Below are 22,315 nucleotides of genomic sequence, written 5' to 3' on the forward strand. Positions count from 1 at the left end.
TCGCGGTCGGGCTCGGCCGGCACCGCCCCCGCAAGAAAAACTATCGGGGCGGTTCGGCCAGATCAAAGAACTGCGGGTCATTGGCTTCGGCGATGACCCGCCATTCATCGCCCTCATGGTCAAAGTCGGCAATCTTGTCGATGTCCATTTTTAGATATTTCCCCTTGCCCTCGACCGCCACCTGGCCGTCGGCGAGGAGGATCTCTCCCTCTCCTTGAAAAGAGCGTTTGCCCTCCTCTACGATTCGAGCCAGGACCCTGATCTCTCCGTCAAGCGGTACCGGTTTGCGCAGTTTCATGGAGAAATCGACGGTTACCCCCCAGATATTGTCGGAGTGGCGGAACATAATGGCCCGGCCGATGGTTTCATCGAGGATGGTTGCGGCGATGCCGCCGTGCAGGCGGCCCGGATATCCCTGGTGCCGGTCATCGGGCCGGAAAATGGCCATAAGCTGGCCGTCTTCCAGTTCGTAAAACCGGCTCTTTAAACCAAAACTATTCTGCACTCCGCAGACAAAGCACATTTTGGCATTTGGCTGCTTTTTAATGACTTTTAAACGCATGGTTGTCTCGCAGATCGTAGATGTTATCTTTGGCAATGGGGAGTGGGCAGTGTCGGAGGGCCATCGACCAGCATTGCGGCGATAGTTATCCTGACCTTGGGCAGCAGGTGGCGCTTGCCTTCAAGGAGCTGATTTTCCAGGGCTGCCAATTGCTGCAGCAGCGGTGTCCGGGCAACGTGGGGCGGTTCCGCTTCCGGAAATCTTGCGGCAACGATCTCCTGGCAGCGGAAACAGCCGGGAAAACGCAGCTCCTGGCCATCCGGGCGGACCAGGGTCGCCGGCACCCCATGGGTTCGGCAGACCAGCAGGCGGTGCTGGTAGAGAACGCAGCGACCGGCCTCGTTAAGCGGGCACATGACCTGCGGTCGCTGGTCACTGGCCAGGGCCTTGTCGCACTGGCCCAGCCAGTCCCGTGACCGGGCGAGCAACTCCTCCCGCCGGGCCTCGGGCAGCAGGCGGAACCCTTGCCACAGATAGGCCCATTCGGCATAGGTGTGGTGCAGGAAGTACGAATCGCAGCAGTTGTCCGGACAGCCGTCGCAGGAAAAATCAAGTTCCCCTGCCACCCTCTGGTATTCCTCCTGGAGTTTCCGGTAGATCTCCTCAAGCCGTTTGCTGAGGAATTCCGACAATAGCACCTCTTTCATGCCACTTCCTCGGCAAAACATTGCACATGGTAGATCTGTACTTCAAGTTTTGTATCCCGCCAGGCCCGCTCAGACAGGCCGGCCTTTTGGCAGAGATGGCCCAAAAACTGTTCGGGAATGGGCAACTGCTGCCACACCTGGGGCAGAAAGGTCGCACTGCGTCGGCCGTCGCGGATAATGACCCCGTCGATCCCCGGAGACAACTTGCGGATGAGGTCGGAGGAGTCGCTGTATTCGAGGGGCTCCGGCGCCGAAAGGACGGAGATATCGATGTGTACCTTGGCAAGTTCGGCCGCTGTAAGCGGTGAAAAGCGGTGGTCATGGCAGGCGGCGTTGATGGCGTTGTCGCGAATCCCTTGCCAAAGGGTACCGACCGGTTGAAGGTTGCCGATGCAGCCCCGCAGTCTGCCGGAAAGCTTCAGTGTGACAAAGGTTGCAGCCGAGGCAAGCAGGGCGGGATCGGTGGGCTGTGGCGGCGCTTCGCCGCCGGTCAGCTGATGTTCCAGGGTTTTTCTCGCGAGAGCCAGTAACGAACGGCCCTGTTCTTCGGTCAATTGATGCATCACCATTCCACCCCCAGCATCATACAGTTAATGCCGCTGCCGATCCCGAGCAGGGCGCCCTTCTGGCCGCTATGGAAGAGTCCCTGCTCGATGGCCATGGCCATGGTGATCGGTGCCGAAACCGATCCGACATTGCCGAGAATCTGCAGGGTTTCAAAGTTTTTCCCCGGCGGTAAATCGAGTTTTTCAAAGAGCAGTTTGGCGTGTGCCGAACCAACCTGGTGGCAGAAAAATCTGTTGATATCCTCAGCCCGCCAACCGGCCTTTTGGGAAAATTGCTGCCAGGTGGCGAGAGCGGTTTCCACGCCCCGGTGCAACAGTTCCTCGGAATTGGTGGCCATGAGGACAGTGTTTTGCCCTTGCTGGCCGCCATGGCAAAGATCGGAATGCTCCGTGTTTGCCCGCCAGGCCCCGTGCACCAGGCGCGGCCGGGTTTCAGCAGCCTGGGTTCGCCGCATATACAGGGCCACAGACCCGGAACCGATGGTCAGCGAGGCAAAGGCCGGTTTAATGCCCTTGCGCGTCACCGCTATGTCTTTCTCCAACACCTGCAGGGTCGATTCCAGCAGGTCCTCGGCGGTCTCGCCGGAGACCACCAGTCCGTTGGCCACCTGGCCGAGTTCGATCATATTGGCAAGCATCACCATGCCGTCGAGAAAACCGAGGCAGGCATTGGAGATATCGAAGATCAGGGCGGAGGGTGAGAGCCCGAGCCTGTCATGGACGAAGGAGGCCGTCGCCGGCTCCATCATGTCGCGGGAAACTGAGGTAAAAATCAGGCATTCGATCGCCTGCGGATCAAGGCCGGCCTGGTCAAGCACCCGTTTGCCGGCAAGGCTTGCCGCCTCACTTGGCCGTGTACCGGCAGGCCAGAGCCGCCGCTCCCGTATGCCGCTCATTAACTCCAGTCTGCCCTGGGGCAGATGCAACCTCTGGTACAGGGCCGCCAGCCTTTCCTCAATCTGTTCCGAGGTGATTATCCGCGGAGGAAGCTGGTAGCCTATGGTGTCGAGACAAACCCGTGAATATTGAATCATAACTGATGAAAACCGCCTTACCCCAAGTCTTTTCTTTGCAGAGCAAGGGTTGACTTCAAGAGGTCAATTCGTTACCGCGTATTGACCATGCGTTTATATTTTAAAAGCTATAGCTGCGTTGCGCAGCTTGTCTGCTCAAACGAAACCTATGTCCTTGCGGTATATATCAAGCAACTGCCAAAGTTTCGAGGTGTTTGTGTATCTTGCCTTTGGTAACCGGCTGCTCGATGGTTCCATCGAAGCCGCAGTTCTCCAGGCCATCCAGCCTTTCCCCCTCGCCCACCGCGAGAATCGTCGCACATTGCCCGGAATATTCCTCCAGCTGTCGGAGCAGTTTTGCCACCCGCAGGCCCTCCAGGTGTGGGGCTGAAACATCGAGGACAATCAGATCAAAATGGGAAAGGGATGCCTCGTACATTGCCGATCTCTTGGTGTCGGCAAGGCTCACCTGCCAGCCGGCCTCAACGAGGGTGCTGACAAGGGTGCTTTCGTCGGCCGGGTCACCAGCGACGACCAGCGCCCGGTTGGTGAGATACTTCGCCAGGATGTCGATCAGCTGTCCTTTATCGAGGGGCTTGGCCAGATAATCGTCCATTCCGGCCTGCAGGCATTTTTCCCGGTCACCCGGCATGGCCTGGGCGGTAAGAGCGATGATATCGAGGTGGCCGCCTTTTTCCTTCTCATATCTTCTGATGGCGCGGGTGGCTTCCAGACCATCCATTCCATCCATTTGCACATCCATAAGAACTAGCTGGTATCCACCGCCGCAGGCCTCTTTCACCGCCGCTTCGCCGGTGTCAACGGCGGTGACATGGATGCCGAGCTGTTTGAGGATCGTCTCGATCAAGGTCCTGTTGATATGCTCGTCTTCGGCCAGTAAAACCTTGGCGCCCTTGAGGGCATAGGTGGAATTTTCGACAATGTTTTCCATGGCCGAGGTGGTCTTTTCCTCAAGACTGGCAATATCAGCGACCTCTTTGAAGGGCAGGATAAAAGAAAAGGTCGATCCGTCCTTGCCACTTTCAACGGTTATTTCGCCGCCCATCAATTTGACCAGCTGCGAAGATATTGTCAGACCGAGGCCGGTAGTCCCGACCGATAAAGGCAGGGAAACAATGGGAACGGCCTTTCGCTTAAAATAATGACTGATCAGATCGAGTTTTTCCGGGGTGATACCGCAGCCGGTGTCTTTAACGACAAAGCGCAGCTGGAGGGTGCCGGCGCTGTCATAGCCACAGTTTTCAATCTTGATAGCAACAGAGCCCCGATCGGTATACTTGATGCCGTTGTGCACGAGATTGGTGAGAATCTGCACCAGGCGGGCCGGATCGCCATGTACATAGGCGGGGACATCCGGGTCAATATTGCAGGTAAGGGCAATGTCTTTTTTGCGGGCGGCAAGGTTTAACAGGTAGAGATCGTGGTCAAGGCTTTCCTTGAGACAGAAATCTTCCGGTTCGATGACCAGCTCACCGGCTTCAATCCGGGAGAAATCAAGGACCTCGTTGACTACCACCAGCAGCCGGTCAACGGATGAATTGACCATTTCCAGATACAGCCGCTGGTCGGCGGAAAGCTCGGTGTCAAGAACGAGATTGGTCATGCCGATAATGCCGTTCATTGACGAACGGATCTCGTGGCTGACATTTTCCAGAAAGACACTCTTGACCCGGCTGGCAACCTCGGCCTGGATGATATCCGTTTCGCTGGAACGGTGCTCGGCCGCCTCCTGCTCGGCATGTTTGCCGTTGATGATTGCCTGCACTGCCCGTTTTTTCAGGACCTCGGTTGTCCGTATCTGCTTGGCAAGTTTTGCTTTCAATTCCTCAACTTGTTGCTGCAGCCTCTCAATCTCCGTCACGTCACTGCCCCCCTTTGACCTTTCAGGATGCACCTTTTAGCGGGCCGGCGTCCGGTTTTCCGCAGTAGGTAAGAACTTCAACCATTCCATCACGTAAAATTTGTTCTATACGGCGATGATCCAGCGGCTCGCCGGCAAGAATTTTCTGTTCAATTGCTCTGGTGTAGTCTGCCCATTCCGATTCGCCCATATTGAGAAGTACCCCTTTCAATCCGTGATAGACGGCCTTCAAATGGTCAACCGCCATGTCTTTTGCTGCGATTCCCTCGGCAAGATTTTCCAAGCTCTGTTCCAGTGATTTCGAGGAACTGGTCAGCATAAGCTCGACCTGCGGGTCGGTGAGCAGGTACTGGTCACGAAAATGCCGGCGCAGCTTTGCCATGGTAACGGGTGGCGGGGCATGTTGCTGATCAGTAGGTTGTTGTGCCATGGCTGGTCCGGAAAGAGGGCATGATAGAAAAGAAATCAGGTGATCAATCCGAGGTCGCGAATATGGCTGATCAGTTTCGTTCGATCCAGGGGCTTGGTGAGGTAGGCCTCACACTGTCCTTGGCGAAAGGCCTTCATGATGTTTTTCGAATCGTCAATGGCCGTGATCATAATAACCTTGGTGGTGTCAAGACCACGGATGCCACGTTCCGCCTCGATCTTCCGCAGTTCGAGCAAGGCCTCCTGGCCGTTCATTACCGGCATCATGATATCCAGACAGATGAGGTCGTAGGGATCGTTGCCTTCGAATGCCCGTTCGATGGCGTCGAGGGCTTCCCTGCCATTGACTGCCACGTGACATATTCCATATTCCGAAAGCAGTGTCGAGAGAAGGGATCTCGACAGAAAATCATCCTCGACGATCAATGTCTTCATAGTTGCTCCCCTTTGCGGCCAAGGCTCGCTGCAGTAATACCCGTGCAATCTGTAGCGTGTAGGCAAAACCCGCCCTCTTGTTTCTTGCAACAATACTATCACGAACCCGATGCCATTGGAAATACTTTGGGAGCGGGAATGCAATATGGGCAATTTTACCTGGCTGGATATTGCTCCATTTCATCGGTCCTTGCCACGGTTTGTCCAGACATTGTCCGGTGGGGCGGTGCTCTTTACTTGATGGCGAAACTCCCAGCAGCTATGGATCTTCTGGTTCCGTGAAAAATCAAAGGGCAGGGATTGCCGGGAAATATCGGTTATGGCGTACCGTTCGAACAGCCCCCTGTCGAGTTGGAACCTCCGGAAGTTGGTGGAAAAAATCAACAAGCCGCCGCTTTCCAGGCGGGACATCGCCAGATCGAGCATGCGGGCATGATCTTCCTGGACGTCAAAAACCCGCCGCTCTTTCTTGGTGTTGGAAAAGGTCGGCGGATCGATGAAGATGAGGTCGTAGTTTGCCGTACAGGCCGCTAGCCACTCCAGGCCATCGGCCTTTTCAACCTTGTTGCGCACCTCGCCGAGGCCGTTTAGGGCAAGATTCATCCGTGCCCATTGCAGGTAGGTGGCGGAGAGATCGACGGTCATGGTGCTCGATGCCCCGCCGAGGGCCGCCTGCACCGTCGCCGTGCCGGTGTAGCCAAAGAGATTGAGGAAGCGTTTGCCCTTGGCGGCGGCGAAGATCTTCGCCCGAATCGGCCGGTGATCGAGGAAGAGTCCGGTGTCGAGATAGTCGGTGAAGTTGACGAGGAAAGAACATTCACCTTCTTTCACCTCGTACATCTTACGGCTGTTGCCCTTTTTTTCGTACTGGTTGCGGCCTTTCTGGCGCTCGCGGGTCTTCAGAAACACCCGGTCGGACCTGGTGCCGAGGATCTGTTTTACGGCGATGACTGCAGTCTTGAAGCGTGTCGCCGCAAGCTGGGGATCAATGGTTTTCGGTGGCGCCCATTCCTGGATATGTACCCATTTCCCGTAGAGATCGATGCTGAGATTGTATTCCGGCAGGTCGCGGTCATAAACCCGAAAGCAGGATACCCCCTCTTTCTCCGCCCAGCGCAGCATCTGCCTGAGATTCTTGCGCAACCTGTTGGCAAATTCATCGCCATCGCCCTCAGCAGCCGGGGGCTGGAGTTGCCAGCAAAAGGCCGGATCTTCCCCGGCAATACCGCCGATCAGCAATCGGCAGGGAATTGAGCCATTGTACAAGCGGTGTTTAAATTCCCAGGCAAGGCCAAAACTGTCGGTGAGTTCCGGGTTGGCAATAAAGACCCCGGCCCGCCAGCCGGCAAAGCGCTGGCGAAGGATCCGCCCGTAACCCCGGTACAACTGGCTCACCAGTTCCGGCTCCGATAGCCGCTCGCCATAGGGCAGGTTGCTGAGCAGCAGGCCATTCTCCTCCTCCGCTCGCGGAAGGCCGGCCATCTCGCCATGTTTTATGGTGATATATCTTTCAAGGCCTGCCCGTTCGACATTTCTCTGCGCTGCCCGGACCACCGCGGGATCACAGTCATAACCAGCCATGGCCGGCCATTCTTTGTCTTCGCCTGCCGCCTCCCGGGCAAGGGCCTCGTCGACCAGCGCGGTCCACAGCCTCTCGTCATGGCGTAGCCAGCCCTTAAAGCCATAATATCCTCGCGACAGACCCGGTGCCGAGTCGCCAAACATCAGGGCTGCTTCAATGAGCAGGGTGCCTGCCCCGCACATCGGATCGATGAGGGTCTTGGGATTCTCCATCCAGCCGCTGAGGGCGACAATAGCCGCTCCCAGGGTCTCCTTCAGGGGGGCCTTGCCCGAGGTATCGCGATAGCCGCGGCGGTGCAGGCTCTCTCCGGACAGATCAAGGGAGACCGTGGCAAGATTATTGTCTATATGCAGATGGATCTGCACCCCGGGGCGGTCGGTTTTCACCGAGGGCCGAACGCCGGTTTTGTCGCGAAAATGATCAACGAGGCCGTCTTTTAACTTGAGTGCGGCAAACCGGCTGTGGGTTATGGCCGATTGCCCGGACAGGGTGCAACTTATGGCAAAGGTGGTATTCTCGGTAAGATGGTCTCCCCAAGTGGCAGCCAATGCGGCCTTATAGAGTGATTCTTCATCGCTGACCGGAAATTGCCACAGCTGGAGGAAGACCCTGGAGGCAAAGCGCGACCACAGACAACAGCGATACGCCGATTCGAGGCCTCCCCGCCAGCGCACCACCCCGACGTCGCTGGTCACATCCTGGCCACCGAAGGCGCGGGCCTCTTCACCAACGAGCTGTTCCAGTCCTGCCGCACAGCCGGCGACGATTTGGTATTTTGCAGGTGTTTCTGTCTTCAAAACGTGCTCTCTTTTAACATCATTTTTACCTGATAGATGGCTTTTCTTCGAACTCGTCGCCTGTGATGCCGCCCAGGTTGTGAAATTCAAATCTCTTTCGTTTGTTGTCGTTTAAGCTGAGTTGAGCAATTTGTTCGCTCAAACGAAACGTATGCCCTTGCGGTATAGAGCTGAGTTGAGCAGTCATTCTACTCAAATGAAACATATGCCTTTGCGGCAAAATGAGAATTCCGCCGACAGTTGTCGAGGTCTTAAAAAAAGGAAGCCTGGTTGAAATTGGCGGTAAAGCGGATCTGCTCCCGGTGATTTTCAAGGCTTTTCCTGGCCGAATCGCTCAGTCCGAGAACTTCCGGGCGCCTGATGAGACCAGAAAAAAGGGCCTTGATTATCTGAGGGTCGAAGTGGCGGCCGCCTTCGCGTGATAGATTGTGGGCGGCATCCTCAAGAGACATTCCGGCGAGATTTCGTCTGCCGGCCAGCATTGTCTCAAAGGCATCACAGACTGTCAAGATCCGGGCTCCAAAAGGAATGTCTCGACCTCTCAGCCCATCCGGATAGCCGCTCCCGTCATAACGCTCATGGTGATGGAGAATGAGAGGTTCCACCTCATTGAGAAAGTTGAGCGGTCTGGTGATCTTTGCACCGATCTCAGGATGTCTGCGCACTATGTCCATCTCTTTATTCGAAAGAATGCCCAGGCGTTGGAGGATAGTGTCCTCCATGCCGATTTTGCCGATATCATGAAGCAGGCCACCACGATAGATGGTTTCAACCTCGTTGTCATTGAGTCCCATCTCCTCTGCAACCAGTCTGGCAAGACTGGCCACCCGTACCGAATGGCCGTGGGTTTGTTCATCTTTTGCTTCAAGAGCCAAGACGAGACCTTCCACCATTTTGCCCATGCTGTCTATCATCTTCGCATCGAAGCTGATAGCCTTTTGCAGAGCAATTGCGCCCTGTTCGCCAAGTGCGGAAACCAACTCAAGTTCGTCTTCGCTCAGTTCTCGGCGGTCATGGAAATAAACCGCGAGAATACCCTGCAGTGAACCGGCGATATCGAAGAAAATTCCGGAGATGGACCCCACACGACGTTTTCCCAGCCGTTCCCGATCGGGGATACGGGGGTCATATCTGGCGTCTTCAATAAAGCATAACGGACCTTGGCTCTTGTCAAAGAGGCCAGTCAAGGTTTCAAAGTCCATCTCGTCGAGACTTCGATAGGGGAAACCATGGGAATATCTGGTGACGATAGCCTTTTTATTATAATCGACAATCCAGTAGATGCAGCCTTTGGCCAGCAATATCTCCTTAATATGTGTGACAATACTATGAAGAATTTCCGGACTTCTCTCCCCAGAGTGAATGGCCTTGCTGACCTGGGCGAATATTTTAAAATATCTGTCTTGTCCGTTGCTCATGACATCCTCATGCCCGCGCTATGCGCCATTGGGTATGGTTCCTGTATCTTAGGAATACTACTTGAGAATAGCACATTTGCCGCCGGGGGGCCACCTGTTCGTACTGTTTGCATGTATTCTGCGGCTGGCCGGGTAGGGAATGCCGGTATTCAAAGCGGATGACCTTAGCTTGTGCCTGTCAAGCCATGTTCCTGAAACCTTCTGTTGCCCCCCCCATTATCTTATTCGTAGTCCCGCTGGTCTCCAATCCTGATGATGATTTCCTTTTGCATGCTGTCGATTCGCGCGAAGATTTCCTTGAGCATAGTCTGTTCGATCCGCGTCAGTTTTTTGGGGTTAATGTGGTTGTCGGGGGCCGATTTCTCCGTCATCAAGGCATTGAGCTGCCTGGCGAAACGCAGCTGCATCAAGAAGCTGTAGGCCTGTTCCATTTCATGATAGGTTTCGTCGGAAAGAAATTTCCGTGCAAACAAGCGCTGGAGCCGCTCATGGGTGTTGGTCTCCGCCAAGTCATATTTAAGGGCATAGACCCTCGCGAAATCAACAATCGGCACCATGACTTTTTTGATATCGAAGGTGTCTCTGTGTTGCCCCTTTGACTCAACCAGAAAATTTCGAAAGAAACCCAGGGGCGGCTTGAAATGTTGTGCATTAACAGCCAAATGGCTGAGAAACAGCGGCCATTCAACGAGCGTTTCCATGAGATACCTGCGCAACTCGGTAACGAGAGGGGCATGTCCGTGCGCGCAGCGAAAATCAAAAAATATTGTGGAATTGAGGAGATCCTCCGGAGATGCGAAGCGTATCCAGGAACGAAAGTGGTCCTTCCATACCGAGAGAGGCTGGCACCATTTGGGATTTTGGGCCATGATATCGCCTTTACAGAAACTATAGCCGACTTCATCAAGCGCGCTGCATATGGTTTTTCCCAGGGCGAGAAAATAGGCGTGAATCGATGCCGCCTCCGTTTCCGGGACATCTTCGTAGATAATTGCATTATCCTGATCGGTTTTCAGGGTCTGTTCTTTTCGCCCTTCACTGCCCATAACCATAAAAGCAAAAGGACAAGGCGGTGGGCCATGTTCTTTGAGGGCCAGGGCAATGATCTTTTGCAGGATGGCATCGGATATGGTGGTGATCAATCGGTTGAGGTTTTTGGCCTTGGCCCCGCCGGCGATGAGTGTCTGAATTACTGCGGGAAGTTGGAGGTAGTGTTGGTGCAACTCCTGTATCGACCCGGCGGTCGCAATTTCACCAATAAGAAACAGCGGTGATTGCCCCTGGGCGGAGAGGAGGTCCTTGCTGGTAATAATGCCGATCACCGTGTCGTCAGAGTTGGCGATTCCCAGGTATTTGATATTTTCCTGCATCATAGTGAGCAGGGCCTCAAATACCAGGGCCTCCGACGAGATGGTTCGCAGCGGAGAAGACATGATCTTTTCCAATGGCGTATCAATGCCAAGTCCTTTGGCAACCACTTTTTTCCGCAGGTCATTGTCGGTGACGATACCGACGAAACGCTCCTCGGGTGAGCGCACGAGTATGCTGCTGCAATCGTGGGCAGTCATCAATTGCGCCGCCGATTGAATGGTTGTCGTTGTCCTGCAGGAGATTATCTGCTTTTGAGGGAGGTAGCTGATCGGTTGATTAAGAAATTGCAGCGTTTCCTCGCCCGGCTGGATGACTTTGGCGACAATTGCGGCATAGGATCGGTCAAGCATCCGTTTGCCGAAAGTATCGGTGAAGAATTCGAGAAACTGGGCGTTTCTCTTGCAAGTGTCGAGGAAGCTGGCTTTGGGCCAGACATAAAAAATGGTGTCTTCACAGGTTCGAAGAGAACGGATAGAGATGGAGTGATTGATCAGCATTGATATGCCGCCAAAGACATCGCCCTCGCTCATCATCGCCCCGTTGATTTTGTGATCGGCTTCTTCGAAGAACCGCTCAGCTGATCCCTGGTGAATAATATACAGAGCTTCAATCTTTGACAGTCCCTGGGCAAAGACCTTTGTATTGCCGGGCTGCGAAACCACAGTCAATTCCGAGGCTATTTTTTCTATTTCCGCCTCTGCCAGGAAAGAAAACGGAGCGATGCCGGACAGGAAATGGATGGCGCGATTGGACAAGAAATTGCCGGTATGGGATCTGTCAACCAACAACCGATCGAAGGCCTCAATAAAATAAAATTTAAAATCCGGGTAGGTAGCACAAAGATCGGTAAAGACGTCCTTGGCAATGGTAGAGCATTTTGAATCAACAACCGCTTTGGCGGTTGTTATGCTGATACCTGCATTCATGAGAAGTGTCACGCCGCCGAAAATCTCACCCTCGTGCAGTCTGGTGCATAGGCTGTTTTGTCCCGGTTGTTCAGAAAAGAGTTCAATCGCCCCTTCTTCGAGGATAAAGATGTCATCTAAAACCGATTGACCCCGGACAAAAAGGATCTCGTTTTTACCAAATGTTCGTTTTCCGGAGGTCTTTGCCACACGCACTTGCTCTTCTTCCGGAAGGACTGAAAAGGCCGGAATGCGCGCGAAGAGATCAAAGAAATGGTCATCCATGGTGATACCCAGAGAAATGAACGGGCAGGGAAAAGAATTCACTGTCAGAGCGAAACAGTCATCTACCGGTAGAAAAGTTTACCATATTTTTTGGGATGTCTGAATTGCATCCTTTGCAGTCAGGATAATATCTCGTGTCGATTTGGCCATGCTTTGGGAAAATTTTCAGTTATCGCCAAGGGATTGCCCAGGAAGGCATGTCTAACGATTCATGGTGCAAACCCATGGCAATGCTGGAGTCCTCAACCGCTTTGAGGTGTGAGATTGCTCCTACCCCACCCACAAGTACATGAAACTGCTTATATAGACGATAATTACCACAAGGACCAAGAGCATCCGGAAAGTAGACAGTCCTGATGCCGATTTCAAGGCATGAAAAACAATGGTCAAGGCAAGGGCTGAGGCGGCGCAGAGGATGGGGAGAAACAGCTCTCCGGTAATTTTTACCTGGAATGCTGCAAGGGCTGGGGCGAGAGGCCAGAATGAAATCCAGGCCATGCCGAGAGCCAGATAGATTGGGAGAAACAGGGTGGAGCCACCGAAGCCTCGGCAAAAAACCCAGGCGAACAGGGCCATTCCTCCATGGACGAGAAAGGACACGGAAATTCCCATTAACACCAGGGTAATCCGGATATGCAGGGATAGAGGGTCACCGTCATCGGCTCCGGCGATGTAGCGGGTGAAATACATGGCACTGAAGCCATAGATGGCACCAAACAGCGCCACATTAATGGCCGTGTAGACAAGGGAGAGCTTGTTGCGGACGATAACTTCGCGATACACTCCCTCTTCAAAGCGCAGGATGCGGAGCATATGTTGAAAGTATTCCATAGATTACCTCCGGATGATTGAAGCAGGAGCGGACTCTGTCGACAGTCAGGTTATTGGGGGAGCAAAAGGTACCAAACATAAACAATTTCCAAAAAAAAGGGGAGGTGGAATTTTCCATCTCCCCTTTGCTGACCACTAAGCCTTTACCCGCTTATACCAAAAGGCATATGTTTCGTTTGAGCAGACAAGTTGCTAAACGCATTTAACTCCAGGGTTGAAGTCCCCAAATGCTGATAAAAATGCAGATGACGGCGAGAACTGAAGGCCAGATGATGCCGTTGTAGCGATTCTCATCATAATCACCCCAGCCGTGGATACGATCGATAACCTTCTTGTCGTCAAGGCTCGGTGCCCAGCCTGACAGAGCGGGAATCCGGTTGAAGATCAGGGACAGGAAGATAAAAAGGGTAAACGAAAGGGGCACCGTTACCAAGCCGCCGGACATGCCGAGGGCGGCTACGGCGCCCTTGCCGACAACGATGCTCGGGAAGACATGCGGCGAAATGATGATAAAGATCAAGCCGCTGATATTAGCGGAGATGATGAGTGCAAGCTTATTGGCCTCCTTCCACCATACACCGAGAAGGATGCCGGGTGTGGCCGTGGAAGCGAGAAGGCCAAAGGCCCAGAGAATACTGGTAACCAAAAATTTCGGCGGGTTGAAGGCGAGGAGGACGGCGATGACGCCACCCATGGCAAGAGCGGCGAAGCCCCAGCGAATACGTGATTTGGCTTCCATCTTCGGCGCAAGTATGCCCAGCAGGTCGTTGCCGACCAGCCCGGAAATGGCCATGAGATTGCCGCCGACCGTGGACAGACCGGCAGCGAGCGCGCCGCCCATAACGAAAGCGGCAACCCACATCGGGTTATAAAAGACGTTAAGAATAAGCAGGGTCTGGTCGGCCTTGGCGATGGTCTTGCCGGTTGTGGCGACAAAATAGTTGCCGGCAAAGCCACTGGTATAGGTACCGGCGAAAAGCAGACCAAGAAAGAGAACAAACCACACAACCGCCCAGCGGGCATTTTTAACGCTGGAAGAGGTGAAGACGCGCATGGCCAGATGCGGCAGGGCGACGGGTCCGAGGGTAAATGCGGGAATCAGGGCAAAGTACCAGCGGAAATCGTATTTCATGTCGAAAAATGTCGGCAATACCTTGAGCATCGCCGGCACCATGTCGCCGTAGGCAAGGGGTGGGAACCACCAGCCGGAGGAACCCATGCTCTTCATGATCGCTCCCATTGGGACGATCATGGCAATAGTCATAATGACCATCTGGAAAGCGGCGTTGTAGGAGGCGCCGTACATGCCGCCCAAGGTAACGTAGCCGACGGTTGCGACACCGGCAACGATCAGGCCGATGTTATACGGAATACCGAAGAGCATTTCAAAGGCCTGGCCGAGGCCGATCATCTGGCCGAGGGCGTACATGACCATAATCAGGATCATCCACAGGACGATGGTCAAGGTGGCACCCTTACCGTAGCGGGCCTTGATGAAGGTTGCCGGGGTGAAGGCCTTCATCCGCCTGAGACTCGTGCCGTACAGCAGAGTCAGCAGCGGGATGGAGATAGCCCATTGAATCCAGAGATAAACAAAGGGTACCTGCATCTTCGAGATGAGGGCGATGACGCCGAGGAAGGTGGCGAGGCTGGCCCAGGTGGCGGCCATGGAAAGTCCGTTGGTGACCGGGCCGATTTTAAAGCCAGCGGCGTAGAAATCTTCTTCACTGGTGGTCATCCTTCCCGCCCACCAGCCGATGCCGTAGCAGATGGCAAAGAGAATAACAACAACGGCCACGCCTACCCAGATATTAGTAATGGCAAATTCATTGTTCATGATTATTTCCCCCCTGTCTTGTCGGACATGACTGTCTGGCCCTGTGTTTTGGCGTATGCTTCCATGTCATCGTCAAATTTGTTGCAAACGATTGCCATGACGATGCAGACGACCATCAAACCGAACCAGCCCATGAGGATAGGGACGATATATTCAACAGGAAATCCCCACATCGTGCCACCCTTGAGCGACGGAAACAATACGAACACGGAAGCAAAATGACCAGCGAGCAGCAGCAGAGCACTAAAAATAATGGTAATCCATATTTCCTTTCTATACAGTTCGTCTTTCATAAATGTGCTATCCTTGTTGTCAAAGGTGAGATGGGGTCTGTACCCAAACCACTCCCTGGGCCTTATTTTGAGGGGGGAAAGGCTTGGGTCAGAGGCATTACCAGATAACATGAACGAGCGCTCAATCAACGTAATTTGATTAATCCATGATTATTTTTTTGTCAAAACCTTTTTTTTACCTTGAGGGTATAAGTCTCGTTTGAGCAGACCAGCTGCTCAACGCAACTCTATACCGCCAGGACATATGTTTTGTTTGCCTGGGCAGGCTGCCCAACTCAGTCTTATTCGAGATGAAAGCGAGAGGGAGTCACTTTCTCCGAGATTCTTAAAAGCATGGTGATTGCCAAATGCAAGGTGCATCTGGAAGGTAGGCTGTTTGGTTTTGCAGGGACAGAGGTACCTTTTAGCCGGGTGATCCCTGAAAAAACTCTTTGACAAATGCAACCCAATATATTTCAGTTCTTTTTCAGGAACCGATCGAGCGCTCAGTTGTGAAGCTCTGGGCGAGGGAGAGTGAGCAGGGGCAACTCCCTGGCTATTCATTTTCAATTCAAAGGTAAGGAGTCTTTAATGGGTATGGAAAATCTATACAAAGAAGTTATGGACCTTAACATGATGGATGATAATGACCAGAAGGAGGCGGCCGCCAAGTCCTTTTTTAATAAACTCAACTTCATGAAGCTCCCGGATCACTTCAACTGGGCGGAAGAGATCTTCGAAGGTTTGCATGTCAAGGAGCGTGGGGACAAGAAGGCCCTGATCTGGACCGATATCCATACCAAGGAAGCCAAGAGCTTTACCTATAAGGAATTCGCCGCCAAAGGCAGCCAGTGCCTGAATGCCCTGCGCAATGCCGGTGTCGACAAGGGTGGCAATATGTATATGATGCTGCCGATCATCCCAGAGACCTGGTTTGCCAGCTATGCTTGTGTCAAGGGCGGCATAGTCGCCGTACCGACCGCCACCTCGATGACCATGCGCGAGCTCGAATTCCGCTTTGAGACCTACCCCCCCGACTGCATCGTTGCCGCCGAGGTCTTCACCGACCTGATGGACGAGGCGATCAAAACCACCGGCGTGAAGCCGAAAATCAAGATCGTCATCGGCAACAAGCCCGGCTGGAAGAGCTACACTGAACTCAATGATGAGAAGACCGAGGCCGCCGCCGCCAAGACCAAATCCAGCGATCTGCTGTTCTGCTTCTTCACCTCCGGCACCACCGGACTGCCGAAACGGGTCGGCCATACCGCCACCTCCTACCCGGTAGGTCACCTGTCCACCTCGGTGCTCACCGGCATCCGCCCGACGGACATCCATCACAACCTGAGCGCCCCCGGCTGGGCAAAATGGGCGTGGAGCAGCTTCTTCGGTCCCTTAAACGTCGGCGCCACCGCCACCGGTTTCAACTTCAAGGCCCTCGACGGCGTTGCCTATCTTGAGGCGCTTTCGGCCCACAAGGTTTCGATATTCTGCGCCCCACCGACCGCCTGGCGGATGTTCATCGGTATGGATATCAGCAAGTACGACCTGTCCTCGCTCCGCCAGTCAATCGGCGCCGGCGAACCGCTCAATCCCGAGGTCATCTCCCAGTGGAAGAAACTCACCGGCACCGAGATCCGCGATTTCTACGGCCAGACCGAATCCACCGCCATGATCGGCAATCCGCCGTGGATGAAGGGCAAGATGCGCAGCGGCTCCTTCGGGTATCCGTCCTACATGTACGATGTGGTCCTCCTCGACGATGAAGGCAAAGAGATCTCCAAGCCGGATGAACCGGGCCACATTGCCGTTCGTCTCACCAACTGGCGGAGCATCGGCCTGTTCACCGAATACATCGGCAACCCGGAGAAAATGGCCGGTGTGTTCATCAACGGCTATTACTACACCGGCGACCGGGCCTCCTTTGACGCCGATGGCTACTGGTGGTTTGTCGGCCGTGCCGATGACGTCATCAAATCCTCTGACTTCCGCGTCGGCCCCTTCGAGGTGGAGAGCGCCATGATCGAGCATCCGTCCGTGCGCGAGGCAGCGGTTGTCGGTGTGCCCGATCCGGAACGGCATCAGCTGGTCAAGGCCTACCTGATCCTCAAAGATGGCTACCAGCCATCCCGCGAGCTGGCCCTTGAGCTCTTCCAGCACAGCATGAAGATCCTCGCCAAATTCAAGATGCCGAGGATCATCGAGTTCATTCCCGACCTGCCGAAAACCATCTCCGGCAAGATCCGCAGGGTCCAGCTGCGCGAGGTGGAAACCGACAGGATCAATCAGGGCGGCAAGGCATTGGAAACGGAATTCTTCTACAAGGATTTCCCGGAGCTGAGCTCGAAAAAAAATAAATAATCCATTTCACCGGGGGAGGAACGACAACCGTCCTCCCCCTTTTCCCGCCATTTGCTTCCCGCCTGACAGCTTTCACCGGAGTTTTGCCGGCCGAAAAAACGCCATACACGACAAGGTCCGTCCGCATTGATGTCGGCGAGAACGCAGGCGATCACTATGGCATAGCCCCAAGGAGCCTGACCACCATGAACTTTGAATTAACAGAAGAACAGAACCTGATCCGTGATATGGTGCGCAGCTTCGCCGAGACAGAGCTTGCCCCCACCGCCCGAATCCGTGACGAGGAAGAGCGTTTCGACCGCGCCCTGATGTTCGACCGGCTGGCCGAACTGGGCCTTACCGGCATCGTCTTTCCCGAGCAATACGGCGGGGCGGGGGCCGACTATATCAGCTACGCCATCGCCGTCGAGGAACTGTCGCGGGTTTGCGCCTCGACCGGGGTCACCCTTTCCGCTCATCTTTCCCTTGGCGCCAATCCCATCTACCTCTTCGGCAGCGAGGCGCAGAAACAGCAGTTCCTTACCCCGATGGCCCAGGGCGAGAAGATGGGGGCCCTCGGCCTGACCGAGCCCTCCGCCGGATCAGACGCCGGCGGCACCAAGACCACGGCCCGGCGCGACGGTGACAGCTGGGTGCTGAACGGCACCAAGATCTTTATCACCAATGCCGGTGAGGCCGACACCTATATCGTCCTTGGCCGCACCGATAAAGAGGCCCAGAAGCACCACGGCATGAGCGCCTTTATTGTCGAGAAGGGGACGCCGGGCTTCACCTTCGGCAAAAAGGAAGCCAAGATGGGCATCCGCTCCTCACCAACCATGGAACTGGTGTTCACCGACTGCCGGGTCCCCGCCGCCAACCTCCTTGGCCCCGAGGGCAGCGGCTTTAAAGTGGCGATGAAGACCCTCGACGGCGGCCGTATCGGTATCGCCTCCCAGGCCCTGGGTATTGCCCAGGGGGCACTGGAGGCGGCGGTCAATTACGCCAAGGAGCGCAAACAGTTCGACTCGCCGATCTCGAGATTCCAGGGGGTGCAGTTCCAGCTCGCCGACATGGCCACCGCCGTCGAAGCCGCACGGCTGCTGGTATACCGGGCCGCCTACCGGGCCAGCAATGGCCTGTCCTATTCCTCTGAGGCGGCTATGGCCAAGCTCTACGCCAGCGAGACGGCGATGCGGGTGACCACCCAGGCCGTACAGATCCTCGGCGGCTATGGCTATACCCGTGAATTCCCAGTGGAGAGGATGATGCGCGACGCCAAGATCACCGAAATTTATGAGGGTACCAGCGAGATCCAGCGGCTGGTTATCGGCACGGCGCTCACCAGGTAGCAAAAGGCCAGGAGGCTGGTCTGCACGGGCAGGATTCTGTCTGTGCAGACCATATCTCTGCTGGCAGCCGGGGCCTTGGCCAAGACCGGGCCCCTATTGCTGGTATTGTATGTGGGCTTTCACGCCAATATTGCCGGTTCCGACTGGCTGGTGACGGCAAACATAAGCCTCAAAGAGGAGGCTGATGGCTGAATACCACGGCGGAAATCCTTTGCAGGAAAAGCAGCAAACCAATCCAGAAACCCACCGTCACCCCAATCCAGAAAAAAATCTTTACAGCTCCATGGAAGCGGTTGTCGAATCGCGCCATCTTTTGATTTCTACCGGGTTCAATAGGCCTGTCCGACGAATCCTCCGGCGACAGGAGGAAAATCAAATAATCTATCAGAATCATAACATAGCCAATCTGGATTTTTAGAAGGGGAATATTCTTTCTTTATTGCACGAGAATAATCCCTTTGCTAAGTAAGTAACAGATACAGAAGGGCAGGTTTTTGACCATAACAGATTGACAGCGATGACAGATCATGGCGTGGCGCCGGTCGCGGATTTCCACTATCGGCGGCTGGCAGGCGAATTGGCAGAACAGATCAAAACCGGGCTCTACCGGGCGGGAGACCGGCTGCCTTCCTTGCGGTCCCTGCGCGCCCGGACAGGTTTAAGTATCACCACCATCAACCAGGCCTATGTAGAATTGGAAAGGCAAGGATTGGTGGAACCGCGTGAAAAGTCGGGATATTATGTCCGGCCCTTGTTGAGAAACCTGCCTCTGCCGTCGCAAAGAATGTGGTGCAAGGCCGATCGGCCGCGGAAAATTACCATTGCCTCCCAGGCCGAAGCGATTTTGGCGATTCTCAACAACGACAATGTCGCCCCCTTCGGTGCCGCCCTGCCGGCAAGCCAGCTCCTGCCAGCCAAACAGCTGGCGCAGGCCGCCCAGAGGATTTCTGCGACATACTTCAAGGGGACGGGGCTGGAATGCGGAACAGCCAATGGTGTTCCGGCGCTCAAGAAGCAGATAGCCGGCCGGGCGGTCGGCGTAGGCCGGCACCTTAATGCCGAAGACATCATCATCACCCATGGCTGCATGGATGCCATCCAGCTGTGCCTGCGAGCGGTAACCAAGGCCGGCGATATCGTGGTCACCGAGTCCCCGACCTTCACCTGCTACCTGCAGTTGCTCAGGAACCTCGGACTGCTCGCCCTGGAAATTCCAGCCGACCCGAGCACCGGCATTGATCTCGACATTCTCGAAAAAGCCTTGCAGGACAACCGGGTGGCAGCTTGTTTGGTCAATCCGACCTTCCAAAATCCCCTCGGATTCGATATGCCGGCCGAGCGGAAGGAACAGTTGGTGCGCCTGCTTGAAAAGCATGCAATTCCCCTTATCGAGGACGATATCTTCGGCGAACTGTATTTCGGTGTCTCCCGTCCCCCTGCGCTCCAAACCTTCGACAGGAATGGGCTGGTTCTTACCTGTTCCTCCTTTTCCAAAACCCTTGCCCCGGATTTCCGGGTCGGCTGGATTATTCCCGGCAGGTTCAAGGAAGTAATCGATCAGCTGAAAATCAACTCCTATACTGTTCCCTCGAAATTTCCCCAGCTTATCCTTGCCGATTTCCTGGAAAATGGGCATTACGACCGGCATCTGCGCAAGATTCGCTCGGCCTTCCGCAATCAGGTGAGTTGCACTGCCGCGGCCATCGGCCGCCACTTCCCCGAGGGAACAAGGCTGTCGACGCCGGGCGGCGGGTATATTCTCTGGGTGGAGTTGGATGAGCGGGTTGACGGCATGGAACTGTTCAGACGGGCCTGGGATAAAAAAATCTGCGTCGTTCCCGGGGCGATTACCACAAGCAGCGGGCGATTGAACAATTGCATCCGCATCAGTTGCGGCCATCCCTTTACCGGCCAAACGGAACGGGCGATCGAGACCCTTGGCCGGATTATCGCCGAGTACTCACTGACCTCCGGCAATGGCCGCAATATCCCCTGAGGTCATGCCATGTTCCGCTTGGGCCCGCATTGCCGGCGCGCGTCCTGTTATAGCTGAGTTGAGCAACTTGTTTGCTCAAACGAAACTTATGCCCTTGTGGTATATAGCTGAGTTGAGCAACTTGTTTGCTCAAACGAAACTTATGTCCTTGAGGTATAAAAAGCAGATTTCCAGAATCTATTTTGCACTGACTCCAATTAACGCTTGTTCAGTGTCAGGCTTCGCCGCCGTCCTCATCTTTGAGGCTGCGCCCCATCAGTTCGCGCACTGCCTCTGCCGGGTCCTTATCCTGATAGAGGATGCGGTAGACCTGCTCGGTGATCGGCACCTCGACGCTCAGTTTTCCGGCAAGACCGAACACCGCTTTGGCGGTCTTGACCCCCTCGGCGACTGTCCGGGTCCCGGCAACGATATCGGCAAGCTTCATGCCCTGGCCGAGCTTGAGGCCGACCTGGCGGTTACGTGACAGATCGCCGGTACAGGTTAGCACCAGATCCCCCATGCCCGACAAACCCATGAAGGTTTCGGCCCTTGCTCCCATGGCCACCCCAAGACGGCACATCTCGGCAAGACCGCGGGTAATCAGGGCGGCACGGGCGTCGTGACCGAAGCCAAGCCCGTCGCAGATGCCGGCGGCAATAGCCATGACGTTCTTGAGCGCCCCACCGAGTTCAACCCCACGAAAATCGGGGCTGCTGTAAGCACGAAAGAACGGTGTGGAAAAGTGATCGCGCAGGGCGCGGCCGAGTTCCCGGTCACCGCAGCCGAGGGTAACGCTGGTCGGTAAACGGCCGGCCACCTCGAAGGCGAATGATGGCCCGGAAAGCACGGCATAACGGGGCGCAAGCCCCGCCAAGGCCTCTTCCACCACCGCCGACATCGGCTCAAGGGTATCGAGCTCTATACCTTTGCTGGCACAAACAATGACCGGCCGCTGCGGCAAATGCGCCCTCAGAGCCGACAGGGTGGTACGCAGAAACTGGCTGGGGACGACCACCAGCACCACCTCGGCGCCATGCAGCACCCAGCCGGCGTCGCTCGAGGCGACCAGCTCCGGACAAAGCTCCACCTCCGGCAGGAAGAGCGTGTTTTGGTGCTCACCGTTGATGGTTGCAACCACCTCGGCCTCACGTGCCCACAATCTGGTGACCACCCCCTTGCGACAAAGGAGGTCCGCCAAGGCCGTCCCCCAGGCACCGCTGCCCAACACCGCAGTTTGCATCATTTATTCCTCGTTGATCTTATAACCAGTACTTTCCAAGTCCGAGTCACACCACCCGAACCTCTGCCGTCCACATAAACCCTCAATGCTAGAGGTCTTCATCCTATCAACATTTAATTGCAAATTAATCCTGGTTTTTATACCCTTATTTCTTCAAATAGTCATTCGCAATCGATTCTGCAATCGCCCACACACTCACCTTCATTGCAAACAATTTATTACCGGCAATGTCTTGTTAAAACCGTAACACTCCTATCCTTTATCTTTCTTATACCGCAAGGGCAAAAGTTTCGTATGAGCAGACAAGCTGCTCAACTCAGCTTTAAGCAAACCCCACCCCATGTCTGAATATCTTGATCAGATTATGGACAATGCAGAAAAGATTCCATGGGGTATTGACCTTTGCCTTTCCGCGTACGGTAAATCTAGCAAGACCAAGTGCCGAGCGAATATGGGCAAAGGGCGATTCCCCCGCCGCCAGACGCATGCCAATTTCGGCCCTTTTCAGAATATAATCTTACACTGACACCAAATAATGGACCCCAAATAATGCTGACGTAAGAATTAATTAAC

At 54.8% G+C, this 22,315-nt stretch carries 20 protein-coding genes; 5 read left to right on the plus strand and 15 right to left on the minus strand.

Annotated elements, in window-relative coordinates:
• Nucleotides 1-40: 40 nt before the first annotated feature.
• From OEL83_07430 to OEL83_07490, 13 genes are all read right to left on the minus strand, one after another.
• Entirely contained in the window at nucleotides 41-562 is a 522-nt protein-coding gene (locus OEL83_07430) for a PaaI family thioesterase (GenBank protein ID MDK9706869.1), read from the minus strand.
• A gap of 23 nt (nucleotides 563-585) precedes the next feature.
• Nucleotides 586-1,209 (minus strand): hypothetical protein, encoded by a 624-nt coding sequence (locus OEL83_07435; protein ID MDK9706870.1) that lies wholly within the window; start codon nucleotides 1,207-1,209, stop codon nucleotides 586-588.
• Nucleotides 1,206-1,772 carry an AmmeMemoRadiSam system protein A gene (gene amrA / locus OEL83_07440; protein ID MDK9706871.1) on the minus strand — a complete coding sequence of 189 codons (567 nt, stop codon included), beginning with the start codon at nucleotides 1,770-1,772 and terminating at the stop codon, nucleotides 1,206-1,208. Before amrA ends, OEL83_07435 begins: the two co-directional genes overlap by 4 nt.
• Nucleotides 1,772-2,809, minus strand: a complete 1,038-nt coding sequence (locus OEL83_07445) for a 3-oxoacyl-ACP synthase III (GenBank protein MDK9706872.1) — start codon at nucleotides 2,807-2,809, stop codon at nucleotides 1,772-1,774. The genes amrA and OEL83_07445 overlap by 1 nt, the downstream gene beginning before the upstream one ends.
• Nucleotides 2,810-2,975: 166 nt before the next feature.
• The gene (locus tag OEL83_07450; protein MDK9706873.1) at nucleotides 2,976-4,670 is read right to left on the minus strand and encodes a response regulator; all 1,695 of its coding nucleotides are present in this window, start codon (nucleotides 4,668-4,670) and stop codon (nucleotides 2,976-2,978) included.
• Nucleotides 4,671-4,692: 22 nt separating this feature from the next.
• Nucleotides 4,693-5,100, minus strand: a complete 408-nt coding sequence (locus OEL83_07455) for a hypothetical protein (protein ID MDK9706874.1) — start codon at nucleotides 5,098-5,100, stop codon at nucleotides 4,693-4,695.
• A 35-nt stretch (nucleotides 5,101-5,135) separates the two neighbouring features.
• Nucleotides 5,136-5,534: a response regulator gene (locus OEL83_07460; GenBank protein MDK9706875.1), complete on the minus strand. Its 399-nt coding sequence runs from the start codon at nucleotides 5,532-5,534 to the stop codon at nucleotides 5,136-5,138.
• Between the two features lie 180 nt (nucleotides 5,535-5,714).
• The gene (gene rlmKL, locus OEL83_07465; protein MDK9706876.1) at nucleotides 5,715-7,913 is read right to left on the minus strand and encodes a bifunctional 23S rRNA (guanine(2069)-N(7))-methyltransferase RlmK/23S rRNA (guanine(2445)-N(2))-methyltransferase RlmL; all 2,199 of its coding nucleotides are present in this window, start codon (nucleotides 7,911-7,913) and stop codon (nucleotides 5,715-5,717) included.
• Nucleotides 7,914-8,164: 251 nt separating this feature from the next.
• Nucleotides 8,165-9,331 (minus strand): HD domain-containing protein, encoded by a 1,167-nt coding sequence (locus tag OEL83_07470; GenBank protein ID MDK9706877.1) that lies wholly within the window; start codon nucleotides 9,329-9,331, stop codon nucleotides 8,165-8,167.
• Nucleotides 9,332-9,552: 221 nt separating this feature from the next.
• Nucleotides 9,553-11,892, minus strand: a complete 2,340-nt coding sequence (locus OEL83_07475; GenBank protein MDK9706878.1) for a DUF294 nucleotidyltransferase-like domain-containing protein — start codon at nucleotides 11,890-11,892, stop codon at nucleotides 9,553-9,555.
• A gap of 270 nt (nucleotides 11,893-12,162) precedes the next feature.
• Nucleotides 12,163-12,723, minus strand: a complete 561-nt coding sequence (locus OEL83_07480; protein ID MDK9706879.1) for a hypothetical protein — start codon at nucleotides 12,721-12,723, stop codon at nucleotides 12,163-12,165.
• Between the two features lie 202 nt (nucleotides 12,724-12,925).
• Nucleotides 12,926-14,560, minus strand: a complete 1,635-nt coding sequence (locus OEL83_07485; protein ID MDK9706880.1) for a sodium:solute symporter — start codon at nucleotides 14,558-14,560, stop codon at nucleotides 12,926-12,928.
• A gap of 2 nt (nucleotides 14,561-14,562) precedes the next feature.
• Entirely contained in the window at nucleotides 14,563-14,853 is a 291-nt protein-coding gene (locus OEL83_07490) for a hypothetical protein (GenBank protein MDK9706881.1), read from the minus strand.
• Between the two features lie 570 nt (nucleotides 14,854-15,423).
• Here OEL83_07490 and OEL83_07495 point away from each other — a divergent pair.
• From OEL83_07495 to OEL83_07515, 5 genes are all read left to right on the plus strand, one after another.
• On the plus strand, nucleotides 15,424-17,193 hold the full coding sequence (locus OEL83_07495; protein ID MDK9706882.1) for an AMP-binding protein: 1,770 nt from the start codon (nucleotides 15,424-15,426) through the stop codon (nucleotides 17,191-17,193).
• Nucleotides 17,194-17,378: 185 nt separating this feature from the next.
• Nucleotides 17,379-18,524, plus strand: coding sequence for an acyl-CoA dehydrogenase (locus OEL83_07500; GenBank protein MDK9706883.1), 1,146 nt, complete (start codon nucleotides 17,379-17,381; stop codon nucleotides 18,522-18,524).
• A 42-nt stretch (nucleotides 18,525-18,566) separates the two neighbouring features.
• The gene (locus tag OEL83_07505) at nucleotides 18,567-18,716 is read left to right on the plus strand and encodes a hypothetical protein (protein MDK9706884.1); all 150 of its coding nucleotides are present in this window, start codon (nucleotides 18,567-18,569) and stop codon (nucleotides 18,714-18,716) included.
• Nucleotides 18,709-18,942 (plus strand): hypothetical protein, encoded by a 234-nt coding sequence (locus OEL83_07510; GenBank protein MDK9706885.1) that lies wholly within the window; start codon nucleotides 18,709-18,711, stop codon nucleotides 18,940-18,942. Before OEL83_07505 ends, OEL83_07510 begins: the two co-directional genes overlap by 8 nt.
• Before the next feature lie 99 nt (nucleotides 18,943-19,041).
• Complete coding sequence (locus OEL83_07515) at nucleotides 19,042-20,520, plus strand: PLP-dependent aminotransferase family protein (protein MDK9706886.1); 1,479 nt, start codon at nucleotides 19,042-19,044, stop codon at nucleotides 20,518-20,520.
• A gap of 214 nt (nucleotides 20,521-20,734) precedes the next feature.
• Here the strand turns inward: OEL83_07515 and OEL83_07520 are convergent, their stop codons facing one another.
• A complete protein-coding gene (locus OEL83_07520; protein ID MDK9706887.1) occupies nucleotides 20,735-21,745 on the minus strand; it encodes an NAD(P)-dependent glycerol-3-phosphate dehydrogenase in 1,011 nt (336 codons plus the stop codon).
• A gap of 319 nt (nucleotides 21,746-22,064) precedes the next feature.
• The gene (locus OEL83_07525; protein ID MDK9706888.1) at nucleotides 22,065-22,229 is read right to left on the minus strand and encodes a transposase; all 165 of its coding nucleotides are present in this window, start codon (nucleotides 22,227-22,229) and stop codon (nucleotides 22,065-22,067) included.
• Between the last annotated feature and the right edge of the window lie 86 nt (nucleotides 22,230-22,315).

The sequence above is a fragment of the Desulforhopalus sp. genome (assembly GCA_030247675.1).
GTDB lineage: Bacteria > Desulfobacterota > Desulfobulbia > Desulfobulbales > Desulfocapsaceae > Desulforhopalus_A.